This window comes from Chitinophaga sp. (assembly GCF_039596455.1).
Classification (GTDB): Bacteria; Bacteroidota; Bacteroidia; order Chitinophagales; family Chitinophagaceae; genus Chitinophaga.
This window is the reverse complement of record NZ_JBCNJR010000002.1, coordinates 526,353-540,216: the sequence shown is the minus strand read 5'-3', so window position 1 is coordinate 540,216 and position 13,864 is coordinate 526,353. Positions and strand designations below refer to the sequence as shown.

The 13,864-nt window shown below is 54.6% G+C and carries 8 protein-coding genes; all 8 read right to left on the bottom strand.

The features are described from left to right. Position 1: 1 nt before the first annotated feature. Positions 2–1,066, bottom strand: a complete 1,065-nt coding sequence (locus ABDW36_RS11880; protein WP_343702120.1) for a ThuA domain-containing protein — start codon at positions 1,064–1,066, stop codon at positions 2–4. A 108-nt stretch (positions 1,067–1,174) separates the two neighbouring features. Further along, positions 1,175–4,144 carry a PVC-type heme-binding CxxCH protein gene (locus tag ABDW36_RS11875; RefSeq protein WP_343702119.1) on the bottom strand — a complete coding sequence of 990 codons (2,970 nt, stop codon included), beginning with the start codon at positions 4,142–4,144 and terminating at the stop codon, positions 1,175–1,177. Between the two features lie 150 nt (positions 4,145–4,294). Beyond that, on the bottom strand, positions 4,295–5,137 hold the full coding sequence (locus ABDW36_RS11870) for a phosphatase PAP2 family protein (protein WP_343702118.1): 843 nt from the start codon (positions 5,135–5,137) through the stop codon (positions 4,295–4,297). 45 nt (positions 5,138–5,182) lie between these two features. Further along, positions 5,183–5,431: a cysteine-rich CWC family protein gene (locus ABDW36_RS11865; protein WP_343702117.1), complete on the bottom strand. Its 249-nt coding sequence runs from the start codon at positions 5,429–5,431 to the stop codon at positions 5,183–5,185. Between the two features lie 233 nt (positions 5,432–5,664). Beyond that, positions 5,665–7,641 carry an FAD-dependent oxidoreductase gene (locus tag ABDW36_RS11860; RefSeq protein WP_343702116.1) on the bottom strand — a complete coding sequence of 659 codons (1,977 nt, stop codon included), beginning with the start codon at positions 7,639–7,641 and terminating at the stop codon, positions 5,665–5,667. Between the two features lie 12 nt (positions 7,642–7,653). Next, the gene (locus ABDW36_RS11855) at positions 7,654–9,102 is read right to left on the bottom strand and encodes a RagB/SusD family nutrient uptake outer membrane protein (RefSeq protein WP_343702115.1); all 1,449 of its coding nucleotides are present in this window, start codon (positions 9,100–9,102) and stop codon (positions 7,654–7,656) included. 29 nt (positions 9,103–9,131) lie between these two features. After that, positions 9,132–12,389 carry a TonB-dependent receptor gene (locus ABDW36_RS11850; protein ID WP_343702114.1) on the bottom strand — a complete coding sequence of 1,086 codons (3,258 nt, stop codon included), beginning with the start codon at positions 12,387–12,389 and terminating at the stop codon, positions 9,132–9,134. A gap of 252 nt (positions 12,390–12,641) precedes the next feature. Next, the gene (locus tag ABDW36_RS11845) at positions 12,642–13,796 is read right to left on the bottom strand and encodes a FecR domain-containing protein (protein ID WP_343702113.1); all 1,155 of its coding nucleotides are present in this window, start codon (positions 13,794–13,796) and stop codon (positions 12,642–12,644) included. Positions 13,797–13,864: the final 68 nt, after the last annotated feature.

Genomic DNA, 13,864 nt, shown 5'->3' with positions numbered 1-13,864 from the left:
CTTATTTCTTTTTCGGTTTCACTATTTCCCCCGGCATGATGAGTGACTCAAAGCCGGCCAGGTCTGCCGGTTTAACATTGGCCTTGTAGCCGTCGAAGTTGAACGTGGTGGGTTGATAGGGCCCTACAAACTCCACGTTGCCCTGCGGGTTGATGTCTTTTTCCATGCCCATTGTCCAGAAGCAGGCGTTCACCAGCATGCGGCGGAAACCTTCGTTCAGCAGGTCTTCGGAAGCGCCGTGCGTAGTGGTGAACACGCGGCCGCTGGCGCCGTTATCCAGCTTGTAATTACGTACCCAGGCTACGGGCAGCTCTTTTTTGGATGTGTCTGCGGGTGAATCGGGCGTCATGCCGTTCAGCACCTGGCCGCGGGCCAGCACGGTAGAACCAGTGTGTTCCGGTTCTGCATTATAGCCGCCGCATTGTACAAACACGTCTTTCACGCCGGCCAGCACGGGGTGGCCCTCCTGCCCTTTCTCCAGCAGCAGCCGGGAAGCCTGCGCGTGATTTTTGCCGTAGTGGCCCACCCAGGTCTCTCCCAGGATGGTTTCGCCAAAGCCGTCTCGCCAGGTAGTGTTGGGGCCGTTGTACTGGTAGCTGTAATGGCCCCATTTCGGGTTTTTGGCGTTATTGAACGCATGCGTAGCCGTTCTCAGGCCCACCACGGGTTTGCCTTTTTCGAGATAATCATTGATATGCTGCATTTCCTCATCCGGGAAATCTGCAAAGCGGGTGAAGATCACCATGAGGTCTGCGTTGTTCAGCGCGTCGAGGCCGCGGAGGTCTGAGCTGCCGGGGAGGATGTTCTTCTGGGAATCCAGCCCGAACACCACGGTGCAGTTAAACCCGTACCGTTTGGCCAGTATGCGGGCCAGCGCGGGCAGGGTTTCTTCCGAGCGGTACTCATGGTCTGAGGCAATGAACACAATGTTCTTACCTTTACCCGGCCCGCTGTCTCCTTTATACACAATGCGGTAGTCGGCGTATGGATCATTGGGCTGGCCGCATGCCACCTGGGTAAGCACCAGTGTACAGAGCAGCAGCAGTCTTGTGATATTTTTCTTCATGCTTTGTATCGTTTATCATTTGCGGCTGGCGCGTTGCATGGCGCCGCCTGTATTACATCGTTTCTCAACCGGTATTAACGCCCCGTCTCGCCGGGCGCGGTTATTCAATCACTTCACTACTTTCAATGTTCCCCGCATCAGCTGGCCATGGCCGGGGAAGGTACATAAAAAGGGATAGTCTCCCGGCTGCGCGGGCGCCTTGAATGCCAGCGTCTGTGTTTCATTATTGTTGAGCAGGCCGGTGGCATGGAGGATGCTTTTACTGTCTGGCAGAAATTTCTTTTTGAAACCTTCTGCGCCGAGGTCAATGGCAGCCTGGGCCACGGCATCTGCCGTGCCGGGCATTACCACTACCAGGTTATGCGGCATGAAGTCTACGTTCTTCAAGGTCATCTTCACCGGCTGGCCGGCTTTCACAATGATCTCTTTGGTATCGAACAGCATCCTTTCGGGGATGGTGCCTATCACTACCGCCGCTTCACTTTTGCTGCTGAGGTCTACCCGCTTGCCGGAAGGCCCGGGGTTATGCACGGCGGCTACGGCAGCGGAGCCGGAGTCTGCTCCATGCCCATGCCCGGCATGCCCCGCAGCAGGCCCGCCTATGTCTTTACCCTGGTATTTCCAGAACCAGGCCACGCGGTTTGCCGCGCGCACCGCATGCTCTACGGGAGAGCCTTGCAGCTGCTGCAGCAGCTCCTTGTTGGCCACGTTGTGGCGCTGGTGCAGCCAGAGTATTTCCAGCAGGGCATGCGCGCCGTCTTCTGTATCTGCGTTATACTTGGCGGCCCATTCTTTGGCTTTGGCAATTACTTCTTTTGTTTCGCGGCCGCTCAGCTCTATCTGCACCTGGTGGCGCACTTCGTTCACCGGGTGCTTCAGCAGGTCCAGCAGTTTTTCCACCGGCTGGCCGGCAATGGCCACGGGCTCTGACAGCGGGCGGCCTTTGGCGGTCACGCGGTATACCCTTCCGTGAACATGGTCACGCTTGGGATCGCGGATGTTGTGCTGCATATGGCCGATGAGCGGGTTCTGCCAGTCGCTGATGTACAGCGCGCCGTCTTCGCCCACCACACCGGAGGTGGGCCTGAAATTGGGATCGTCTGAATAGAGCATGTCCCCTATTTCTTCGCCCCAAACCTTGCCGCTGTCATACGCCAGCTTGTAGCGTTTGATGCCCTGGAAACCGATTACGTTATAGATCAGGAAGTTGTTTTCATATTCCGGCGGGAAGTGCTGGCTGGAGAGCACCTGGTGCGCAGGCACCGGGCGAACGGTTTGTTTCAGCAGGCGGCGGGTTTTGAAGTCTGTGGCCTCGGGCGCGCGGGTGCCGTCATTGTCCAGGTACACCTGGTAAGCGCGGCCGGTGGTACCGTCTGTTACAAACTGGTTACCCCATTTGTCAAAGCTGATGCCGTGGGCGTTGGGACTGTTCTCCACTACAAAATCGAACTGGTACGTGCGCGGGTTGAAGCGGAAGAGGCCGGGCTGTTTGTTTTCCTGGTTAGGGCCCCAGGGCGTTTCCACGTTGCAGAGCATAAACACGCCGCGCTGGTAATAGATATAACCATCCGGCCCGAAAAAGAGGTTATTGGCGGCGTGGTGCGTATCCGCAGCGTCTATGCCGCCCAGCAGCACCATGCGCACGTCTGCCTTGTCATCTCCGTCAGTATCTTTCAGGTACAGGATGTTGGGCGCGGAGATCACGATCACGCCGTTGTTCCAGAACTCGAAGCCGGTGGGATTGTGCACTCTTGCAAAGGTGACGGACTTGTCTGCCACGCCGTCCTTATCCGTATCTGACAATATCACCAGCTGGTCTTTCATTTCTTTCAGCGGCTCGCGTTTGGGATAGCTTTCCCAGGCGGCCACCCACAACCGGCCTTTGGTATCTCTCTTGACCGTAACGGGGTTGGCTATTTCAGGGAACTTCTCTTCAGAGGCGAACAGCTTCACTTCCAGGCCAGTAGCCACATGCATTTTGCTGATGGCTTCTTCCCCGCCGAGATATACCACCTCCTGCTTAAAGTTCGATTCCACTTTCACCGGTGCGGGCACGTTGCTGTTATCCATGCCTGTGTCTACAGACCAGGCTTCCCAGGCGCCCCAGAAAGGTTCTTCTTTATCTGTAACAGGTTGAATGTTCTTGTCGCCGCCGGCAATGGCCCAGATGCGTTTGTCGCAATTAGCCGTGATGGTATCCAGCATTTGCAGCTCGCGCTGCAGCGTTTCATAGTTGCCGTGCAGCTCGCTTCTGCCGCCCCATACATCGTTGCCGTCAGTGGCGCGGTAGCGGTTGAACCAGTTGCCGTTCTTGTTGAGCACGGCCTGCCGCAGCCTGGTCAGCTCCTCCTCACCGGTGCGCGGCATGGCGCCAACCAGCTGCTCGGTAATGAAGCGGGCCACCAGCCGGTTGCCTTCTTCATTGAGATGTATGCCGTTGATGGTGAGCGGCTCTTTTTCTGCTGCATACATTTTTTGCGTGGCGGCAAAGAGGTCTACGAACACTACATCTTTCGCCTTGGCCACTTCTTCCATGGCGCGCGTGTATGCTTCCAGCCGTTTGTTATTGTCTTTGCCATCCGGCAGGTTGGGGCTTTCCAGGTTTTCATGGGCAATAGGAGAAAAGAGCACAATGCGGGGTGCGTTCTTGCCGTCATACTTTTGCAGCCGGGTAGAATCGATCCATGCGGTCAGCTCTTCTCCGAACTTTTCCGGCTTGTTGTCATAAGACTCGTTGTAGCCGAAGAAAGCGAATATCACGTTGGCCTGCACGCGGGTGAGATGCGTGTTGGCATCACCATAGGCTTTATGCGCCCGCGGGCGGTGCATCACCTTGTCTCCGGTAAAACCCAGGTTGCGGAACACCAGCTCCTTGCCGGGCTGCGCCGCCTGCAGATAGGTTTCCAGGAAACCGTGGTACTGCATGCGCTCTGCCAGGCCGTTACCGATGAGCGCAATTCTGTCTCCTTTCTTGAAGTCGAACTTCCCGGAGGGAGAACAGGCTGCAAACATGGCCATAACGGGCGCGCAAAGGCCCCAAAGCAGGCGTCTTCTTAATTTCAGGTGGATAAGTTTCATCAATGGTTTCATTATATAACGTGGTAGATATCATACAAACCGGGAGCATGTCCGTCCCATGCTCTTCATCAGCTCGCAAACCAATGTAGGGCTAAATTTGCGAAATACTATCCTGTTGCATCCTGTATGTAGAAAATTAACTGAACCTTGTTATATTTTCACATGCAATGAAAGGCCGCTTCCTTCCTGCCCGTAAAATGGTGAAATGCTAAGACGTTCATTTTTCCTGATGCGCCTGTGCAGCTCCGGCACGACAATGCCTGTGCTGGCGCCGATGAGGAAACCCAGTATCACGTCTGTTCTAAAATGTTTGCCGGCACGCACGCGGTAAAAGCCCACCAGCGCGGGGGGCACGGCAGCGGCAGAATAGATGGCCACTCTTTTGAGGCCTTTGATCTGGTGATAGTCTGTGTATACTTTGGCGAGGAAGAAGGTAGACGTAGCGGCAAAAGATACATGGCCGCTGAAAAAGGAATTGCTTTTGGCGATGCCTACTTTCTCTTCTTCCGCTACCTGCGGGTTGTATACGTACGGGCGGGTGCGGCGTATGGGGAAAGCAGCGCCAAAATAGATGGCATTGTCTACCGCGTGAGACACGAGGTACATAGACAGCAGGTCAAGCCAGTCTTTCCGGATGCGCCGGTCCAGCATCAGCGCCACGGGACTGAGAATGGAGATATTGAGGAACAGGTCTGAGCTTTTTTGCGCGCTTTTGAACAGCGCGGGGTTGTTGAAGGCCACGGGCCTGTCAAAGCGGTTGATCCTGTCAGGGTTGAGGCCGTTGAGGTCTTCCGGCTTGTAGGCGGACGTACGGTCTAACGCCTGAAAGCCGAAGTAAGATGCCGTGAGCGCGGCCACGGGTATGGGCAGCTCATACTTCCAGTTGACGCTGTATATTTTGCCGGTATCTGACTGGGCGCAAGCGGCCTTGCCGGCGCAGAGGAAAAGGAAGAACAGGATATAGTTTTTTTGCAGGCATCTGGGCCACAACATAGGCGGAACGTTATTCTGCGGGTAAATATAAGTGATTTATCCGGTTTACTCCGGCTTCCGGAAATGCAGGGTGGAAATGCTGTTCAGTTTCTCTTTGAACAATTGCCGGTGATGCTCCGCTTTCATTTCGATGAGACAGGCGGCACACAGGCAATCCGCATAACGCGCCGCCACATAATCCCGCTGCTCCTGGCTGAGGGCTACGGTGCTGCACTGGCAAAGCAGGATGGAGCCTACCTTGCATTCAAATGCATTCCTGCAGCGGGGGCAATATTTCTGTTCATGCTCGCACATGCGTAAAACGGGCCATTTTTGACCAAAATCGATACTATTTTAACACCTCCTTCCGAGGCTTCTCCTTCGCTTCTCCTTCGCTTCACGTTCGCTTGAGGGTCGGTTGAGGCAACTGTTAATATAGTATTATTACAACAATGCCGGCCCAAGCGTAAAACTTACTTTTGGGCCGGCATATACTGAAGTTACGTATTTTCTTTATTGAACAGGCAAACCGGGAGGAAAAATCTGCCTTATTGCGGCATGAACAGCACGGCATCCGCCACCACCAGGCCGTCTGCCCCTTCTGCCGTTATTTCCACAAAGGCTTTGCCTCCTTTGGTGAGCTTCATCACGCCCAGGTCTACCCATTCACCGGAAGTTTGCCCTTCCACACGCACGGAGGCGGCGGTATAGCTTGTTTCCTTCACGGACTGCCCGTTTTCGGAGAGCCGTATGCGGGTAGTAGCGGAAAGGCCGGCATGTTTGGGCACATAGGTATATACCCTGTAGCTGCCTGTTTTCACCACGGCCGGCGTGAACCGTACGCTGCCGCCATTGTCAGACAAATATGCCGAAGGGCCGTACGCGCCGCGGGCCTCTTTTTTCCAGCTGCCTTTTACGGTCACCTGCGCTGCATCATCATTATCTACCAATATTTCCGCCGTGGCGTTGGTGGCCAGCGGTTTCTGGCGCAGCAGCTGCTGCAGCGCGGCCACGTTCACCTCCTGCACAGACTGGTTGTTGTCAATAGCCATGGCGGCGGCGGTAGCGGCAGACTGGCCCAGCACCATAAACACGGGCTCCATGCGGATGGAGCCGTACGCGATATGGGTGGCAGACAAACAAACGGGCACCAGCACGTTCTGGCAGTCTTCCGCCTTCGGGATAATGGAGCGGTAAGCAATCGGGTACGGGCTGATGCCGCCTATCTGCACATCCCCCTCATTTTTCACCATGCCGTTTACCACTATACGCTGGCAGTTATGAGAGTCCATGTTATAGGCGGCCATGCCTACGCCGTCCTGCACTACTTCCCTGCCTTCGCAGTGGGCCTGCGTCATTACGTAGGCGCCCACCATTCTGCGGGCTTCGCGTACGTACATCTGCGGCGACCAGTGGCCTGATTCCGGGTATTCATCTTTAGCGTATCCCCATTTCAGCATTTCCGTGCGCAGGCTTTCCGGCATGCGCGGGTCATGACCAATGAAATACAGCAGGCCCTTGTTGTACAGCTCATGCTCACGGGTTATTTTCTCGCGGGTGGCGTAGTCTGCCTCCGGGTAATCATAGTTCATCCCGATCATGTCTGTTGAAATAGGGCCGTTGTTGTTGATGTCTGTTTTATTGTTAGGCATCCTGTCAAACTTCAGGATACCTTTGAAATTGTCCGGCTTCAGTTTTTCCACCACGCGTGCCAGCAATTCATAGCGGGCAGGGTCATAACCTTCCGGTTTGGTGATGGGTACTATATTGCCGGGCTGGTTGCTGAGGCATATCCTGAAATTGTAGGCCTGCACTTTCTTGTCTCCCGTGCCCTGCGGCTCCAGCGGCGCGGGGCTGATGCCCCATACCAGCCCGCTCTCCGGCTTGCCGGGTATTTTGTACGGGTCTATACCGTCAGGGAACTGGTGTTTATCACGCAGCTGCACGCCGTTGTAGGTTTCCCCGTATTGGGCGTTGGCCTCACGGCCTACCGTATACGAAATACCGGCACGGGCCATCAGGTCTCCTTCATAAGAACAGTCAATGAACATTTTGGCGCGTACGGCGGTGTGTTTGGCGCTGCCGCCGGCGGAGTGCTCCAGCTGTATTTCCGTTACGCGGCCGTTCTCTTTTGTGGCAGCGGTAATGCGGTGCTGGTACAACACCTCTACCCCGCCTTCGCGGATGTATTGGTGAAAGGTGCGTTCCGCCACGCCGGGCTCAAATATCCACTGTTCAAATTTGCCGTAGTGTTTGCCCACGCGGCGGTAAAAATCCCGCGAGAGGCCGCTGATGGCATATTTATTACCAATGTCCGTATAACCCAGGCCGCCGGAAGTAAGGCCGCCCAGTCTTTTGCCGGGCTCTATCACCAGCACGGACTTGTTCATTTTTTTGGCGGTGTACGCGGCTATTACGCCCGCGGAAGACCCGCCATATACGCAGATGTCTACCTGCCGCACTGTCTGCGCCATGGTGGCGGCAGACAGCAGCAGCAGGCAAACCAGTAACATAGGTCTCATCATTACGCTGTTGTTTTAATAGCCGGGATTCTGGTCTTTTGCCGGGTCTATAGCAGTGTTGTAATTGTATTCAATAGTGGGAATAGGCCAGAGCAGGTGGCGCTGCGTCATGGCTTTGCCTTTTACGGCCAGTATGGTCTGTTCCGCAATGCCCAGGCGCTTCAGGTCAAGCCAGCGTTTCCCCTCCGCGCAGTTTTCATAACCGCGCTCCTTCACCACCAGGTCTATGAAAGCCTGTTTGCTGCCATAAGCCGCCAGCGAAAAATCTACCGAAGCGTCGGCCGTGAGCGGGTTTTTGCCATAGGCGCGGCGGTGTACCATGTTCAGCTTCTCCATAGCATCTGCCGTGGGCGCGCCGCCGGCCTGTGCTACCGCTTCCGCGTAGAACAGCAGGATGTCTGCATAACGGTACATGGGGTAATCATTACCGCCTGCCGTTACCGCTGCCCTGTCTTTGAACTTTTTAATGAGAACGGTATTGGGCCCCAGGCCGAAGGTTTGCCCGTACCAGTTGAAAGTATAGCGCAGGTCGTTCTTATCCCAGTTCTTGACAAAACTGTTCTGCTCGGTATCGCTGTAGAACGTGTAATAGCCGCCCGGCGGGTAGTAGCCGGAGTTGGGATAGTGGCAGTAGTGGGGATATGAAAACCCTTGCCCGCTGGGCGTACGGGCATATTTCAGGTAGAAGATCTCTTCCGGTGAGCTGGTGATATCCGCCCCGAACAGCTTTTCAAAATCTTCCGCCACCGTTACGTTCACCAGTGAAAATTTGCCGGAGTTGATCACTTCCAGCGCCTTGTCACGTGCCTTGTCATACTGGTGCAGGTTCATGTACACATCTACCAGCACAGCCTTGGCGGCCAGTTTGGAAGGCGCTCCGCTAAGGCGGGCTGCATCCGGGAGGTGTTGCTCTGCCCACTCCAGGTCTGCCAGCAGGAAGTTATACGTCTCATCCTTTGAGGCACGGCGTACATTGGAAGAATCAGCGTTGTTTTCCGTACGCAACGGAACGCCGGCCCAGTTGCGTACCAGGAAAAAATAGCAGAGGCCGCGCATAAACCGGGCTTCGGCCAGGTAACGGTCCAGCTGGTCAGGCGTCAGGGAAGAACCTTGCGGCGCTTTCTCTATCACGATGTTGGCATTGCGGATGGAACGGTAGAGCAGCGTCCACATCCCGTCAATGCGGGTAATGTTGGTGTTGTCCAGGCCGTTGTAGTCATTCAGCGGCGCGTGGCTGCCACGGCCGATCAGGTATTCTGCATAAATTTCCTGCTGGCAGGGATATAGCGCGCCCAGGAAGCCGCCCTCCCGGATGGGGCCGTAAATGGCGTTGAGGCCGGCTTCCACCTCCGTGGGCGTATTGTAAAAAACTTCTGCTGCAATGGACTTTGGTTTTTCCTCCAGCATATCCGAGCAGGACGCCAAGAGCAGTATAGTGAATATGAGCAAAAAAGACTGTTTCATATGTAATGTCTTAGTGTAATAAAATTTGATCAGAAACCGCACCTGATACCGAACGTTACGGATTTGCTGGTGGGATAGATGGCATAGTCTATGCCCTGGTTGATGGAATTGGCACCGCCATATGCGTTCACTTCCGGATCGTACCAGGAGTATTTGGTGAACGTGATCATGTTCTGGGCGCTACCATATACCTGGGCGGATTTGATCCACTTCCAGTTCAACCGCTGCACCGGCAGGTTATAGGCCAGCTGTATGTTCTTGAAACGGAGGTAAGAGCCGTCTTCCACAAAGCGGGTAGACATGTTGCCGTTCAGCGTACGTGTTATTTTCGGGTACCTGGCGTTAGGGTTCTCCGGCGTCCAGTGGCTTTCATACACTGCGCGCGGCAGGTTGAGGCCCATGCCAAGGTCAAGCGCGGCCGCATTGTTCAGGTTGAAGATGTCATTGCCTTGAGAACCCTGTATGAACACCGTCAGCTCCAGCCCTTTCCAGCTGGCTACAGAGTTGAGGCCATAGATAAAATCAGGATTGGGATTGCCGATGAAAGTTTTGTCTGCCGCGTTGATCATGCCGTCCTTATTCACGTCTTCATACTGCAGGGTACCCGTGGCAGTATAGCCTGTCTCTTTATACCCGTAAAAGATGCCCATCGGCTGGCCTTCGCGCAGCAGGTTCACATAGTCGTTCAGTGAGCCGGTGTAAAATGCGGTACCCACTATATCCTGCCCGTTGTACAGCTTCAGCACCTTGTTGCGGTTGAAGGCAATGTTGGCATTCACCGTCCAGTTCACTTCACGTTTCAGTATATCTGCATCCAGCCCTATTTCAAAGCCTCTATTTTCTACTTCTCCCACGTTCTGCACGGTAATGTTATAACCCTGGGAGGCAGGCAACGGCACGTCATTCAGCAGGTTAACAGTCTTTTTCCGGTAGTAGTCCAATGTAAGGCGCAGCCCGTTCCGCAGGAAACCGATATCTGCTCCAACGTCCAGCTGGCGGGTAACTTCCCATTTCAGGTCACCAGGCAGCGTAGTACCGGGAGCAAACGCCACGTACAACTGATCTCCAAATATAGTATTGAAAGAGCCCAGCTGGTTCAGCGTTTGGAATGGCGCAATAGAGGTGTTGCCTGAAAGACCGTAGCTGGTGCGCAGCTTCAGGTCGGAAATTACGCGGGACTGCTTCAGGAAGTTTTCGTTAGACGCTTTCCAGGCAAAGGCGGCGGAAGGGAAATTCTCCCACTGATTTTTCTTTGAATAGCGAGATGACCCGTCTCTGCGGATGCTGGCGGTAAAGAGGTACTTATCGTCAAAAGAATAATTCAGCCTGCCCAGATAAGAGAGCAGTACCCATTTTGAGTACCCGCTGCCGGGAATGCCGGGCGTATTGGCACTGTTCAGATCGCCGGTGCCGGTAACATCGGAGAGAAAACCGGTGCCGGAACCGTTGAGGGTGGTGGTCACATTATCCTGGTAAGTAAACCCGCCCATCAACGTGAAAGAATGTTTGTTGACCTCTTTCATATAGGTGATCACATTCTCGCTCAGCAAGCCGGTTTGTTGTGTGGTCTCTATACCTGCGCTGCCCACGGAGTTGGTAGTGGGCTCCCTTTTAGTATACCTGTCTACCCTGTCGTTCAGGTTATCTATACCTCCTGATATTTTAATGCTGAGCCCATCCAGCGGTTTGATGGTAACAGCTGCATTGGTCAGCACACGGTCTCCCTTGATGAGGTCTGTCTGGTTGTTGATAGGCACCAGCGGGTTGATAATTACGTTGGAGATAAAGGGATAGGCGGTATTCAACCTCCTGTATGTACCATCCGGCAGGTAGGGCGTGAGGGAGGGCGGGGCCATCAGCATGGCGGAAATCAGGTCACTGCCACGGTTGCCAAGGCTGGAGTTTTGCCGCGCGCTGTTGAGGCGGGTGAGGATGGTGTTGACAGATACGGTGAACACCTTGCTGATATCATGCTCAATATTGCCCCGGATATTGTAACGTTTATAATCGCTGGCCTTTACAATACCGTCTTGCAGGAAGGCCGAGCCTGAGAGCGAGAACTTTGTTTTTTCCGAACCGCCGTTCACCGTAGCGCTGATATTGTAAATAGGCGCATTGCGCAGCACCAGGTCTTGCCAGTCCGTACCGGCGTTCTGGCCCAGGCTGTCTATCTGCTGCTGGGTGAAATACGGCGCCAGCCCGTCATTCTTGGCCTGCTCATTATACAGGAGCGCGTATTGCTGCGCATTCATGAGCGGCATTTTTTTAGACACCATTTGCGTGGTGTAACCGGCATCCACATCTACCGTAGTATAGCTTTGCTTGCGGCCGCTTTTGGTAGTGATCATCACCACGCCGCTACCGCCGCGGGAGCCGTATATGGCGGTAGAAGACGCGTCTTTCAATATTTCGATAGAAGCAATGTCTGAGTTCTGCAGGAAAGTAGGATTACCGTTGTAAGGGAACCCATCGATCACGTACAGCGGTTCGTTACCGCCCTTGATGGAGTTGGTGCCCCTGATGCGCACGCTGATGCCGCCGCCGGGCGATCCGTTATTCTGGATCACGCGTACGCCGGCCGCGCGGCCGTTGAGCGCCTGCATGATGTTGGTAGAGGGGTATGAGGTAATATCTTTGGATTTCACCTGGCTCAGCGAGCCGGTGAGGTCACTCTTTTTAATAGAACCATAGCCGATCACCACTATTTCTTCCGTGCTGCTCACCTGCTCTTCCAGTGAAAAGTTCAGTGGTTGCTCGTTCTGCGCCACGGCTTCCTCGCTTTTGAAACCGATGTAGGTTACCACCAGCGTGGCGCCCCTGGGTGCGCGCAGCTTGAAATAACCGTTGGCGTCCGTAGCTGCGCCGGTGGAAGTGCCTTTGATCACCACCGTAGCGCCGGGCAGCCCCGCGCCCGCGGCATCCGTTACCCGGCCGTTGACGTTCAGCATGGTATCCTGCACCAGGCCCCTCAGGAAAGACATGGGCTGGTATACTTCCTTCTGTTTAATGACAATGTTTTTGCCCACCAGGGAATAGGTAAGGGACTGGTTTTTCAGGCTTTCGTCAAGCGCCTTCTCCAGCGGCATTTTTCTAAAGTTCACCGACACTTTCGGCGCTTTGTCTATCAGTTTATGATCAAAGAAAAAAACATACCCGGTCTGTTTTTCAATAAATCGGAACAGTTGTTCCAGGGAGATGTTCTTTTCAGAAAGGGTTACGCTCTGTGCGTAACTTCTGGCGCTGACCTGCAGGCAGGTAACCAGTAGGATAATTGCGGAGAGCTTCATAACCAGCAGCGTTTTGGCAAGTAATCGCCGTTTTAAATACCGCGTACAAATAGAACGAAAAAGCATAAATTTGGTTTGTTAGGGTAATAAAATCCCACCTGGCCTTCGGCCAGGAACGTGGAGTACCGTGTATCGAAATTCATCATGGAATGCCCTTACCAATTTGCCGGGCCCGACTGCTATTCGGGTCCGGTCCTATTTAAGGGCAAGGTGTTTTTTTCATAATCGCTTGTTTTGTTTCATAACGGAGTGCTATTGTGTGATAATAATTTTTTTGCCTTCTATCCTGTAGTGTACCTTGCTGTATTCCAGTACTTTCAATACTTCTGTAATGCTGCTGCTCCTGCTGATCTTGCCGCCGAACTCGCGCGGGGGGCCGTGGCCCTCATAGGTCACCTCTGCATCGTACCAGCGGCTTACCTGGCGCATGACGCCCTCCAGGGATTCCCGGTTAAAATGGAAGTACCCGTTTTTCCAGGCCACCACTTCTTCCACGTCCACATCGTCACTCACCGTTACCTTCCCACCTGTGCCCAATTGCGCCTGCTGGCCCGGTGTCAGCCGCACCTGCTCCCCGCCGTGCTGTATGTTCACCGCGCCTTCCAGCAGCGTGGTCTGAATGCTGCGCTCATCCTGGTAGGCCATTACGTTGAAATGGGTGCCGAGTACCTGCACGGCCATGTCTTTCACTTTCACGCTGAAAGGCAGCTGGCGGTTTTTAGCCACTTCAAAATAGGCTTCGCCGTTCAGCTCCACCACCCTTTCCTTTCCGGTGAATGCCGTAGGGAAACGCAGGGTGGAAGCCGCGTTCAGCCATACCTCCGTGCCGTCCGGCAGAATAACCTTGTACTGGCCGCCCCTGGGCGTGGAGAGCACATTGTAGCTCACTTCGCCGCCGGCGTTGCCGCTGCCGGCGCTGTAAGCCAGCTGCCCACTGCCCGTTTTTAGTACCTGTACATTCCCCTGGCTGGCAATAGCGCCGTTTCCCGCACTGTCCAGCGTTATCTGGCTGCCGTCTGCCAGTGTGAGCACGGCTTTATTGCCGCCGGGCGCTACCTGTATGGGAACGGTATATTTCGCCACCGGCGCGTTCATGCGGGCGGGCCTGAACAGGTGGGCCAGCCCTGCAATAGCCAGTGCGGCCACTGCGGCAGCGGCGGCGTAAGACAATATTTTCCTGATGCGTGAAACCCTGGAGGTGGTGATGGAACGGCGGATGGCCTGCATGCGGGCGGGGTCTGACAGCCCGTGTAAAGACCTGTTGGCCAGCAGGGAGGCTACGGCCTCTTCCCATTGCTGCCGCATTCCTTCGTTTTCCAGGGAGTCCAGCAGGCGGGCAGCCTCTTCCCGGCTCAGATCTTCACTGAGATATTTTTCCAGTAATGCGGAGAATGTTTTCTGGTCCATAACGTGCTTATAATGGCCGGGATGCCGGTAACAGTATAAAGACGTACAACCGCGGCAACAGGAGGTGC

Coding starts and splice junctions, on each gene's coding strand:
- ABDW36_RS11850 (WP_343702114.1), bottom strand. CDS start 12,389: ATGAAGCTCTCCGCAATTATCCTACTGGTTACCTGCCTGCAGGTCAGC.
- ABDW36_RS11865 (WP_343702117.1), bottom strand. CDS start 5,431: ATGTGCGAGCATGAACAGAAATATTGCCCCCGCTGCAGGAATGCATTT.
- ABDW36_RS11880 (WP_343702120.1), bottom strand. CDS start 1,066: ATGAAGAAAAATATCACAAGACTGCTGCTGCTCTGTACACTGGTGCTT.
- ABDW36_RS11860 (WP_343702116.1), bottom strand. CDS start 7,641: ATGATGAGACCTATGTTACTGGTTTGCCTGCTGCTGCTGTCTGCCGCC.
- ABDW36_RS11845 (WP_343702113.1), bottom strand. CDS start 13,796: ATGGACCAGAAAACATTCTCCGCATTACTGGAAAAATATCTCAGTGAA.
- ABDW36_RS11875 (WP_343702119.1), bottom strand. CDS start 4,144: ATGAAACTTATCCACCTGAAATTAAGAAGACGCCTGCTTTGGGGCCTT.
- ABDW36_RS11870 (WP_343702118.1), bottom strand. CDS start 5,137: ATGTTGTGGCCCAGATGCCTGCAAAAAAACTATATCCTGTTCTTCCTT.
- ABDW36_RS11855 (WP_343702115.1), bottom strand. CDS start 9,102: ATGAAACAGTCTTTTTTGCTCATATTCACTATACTGCTCTTGGCGTCC.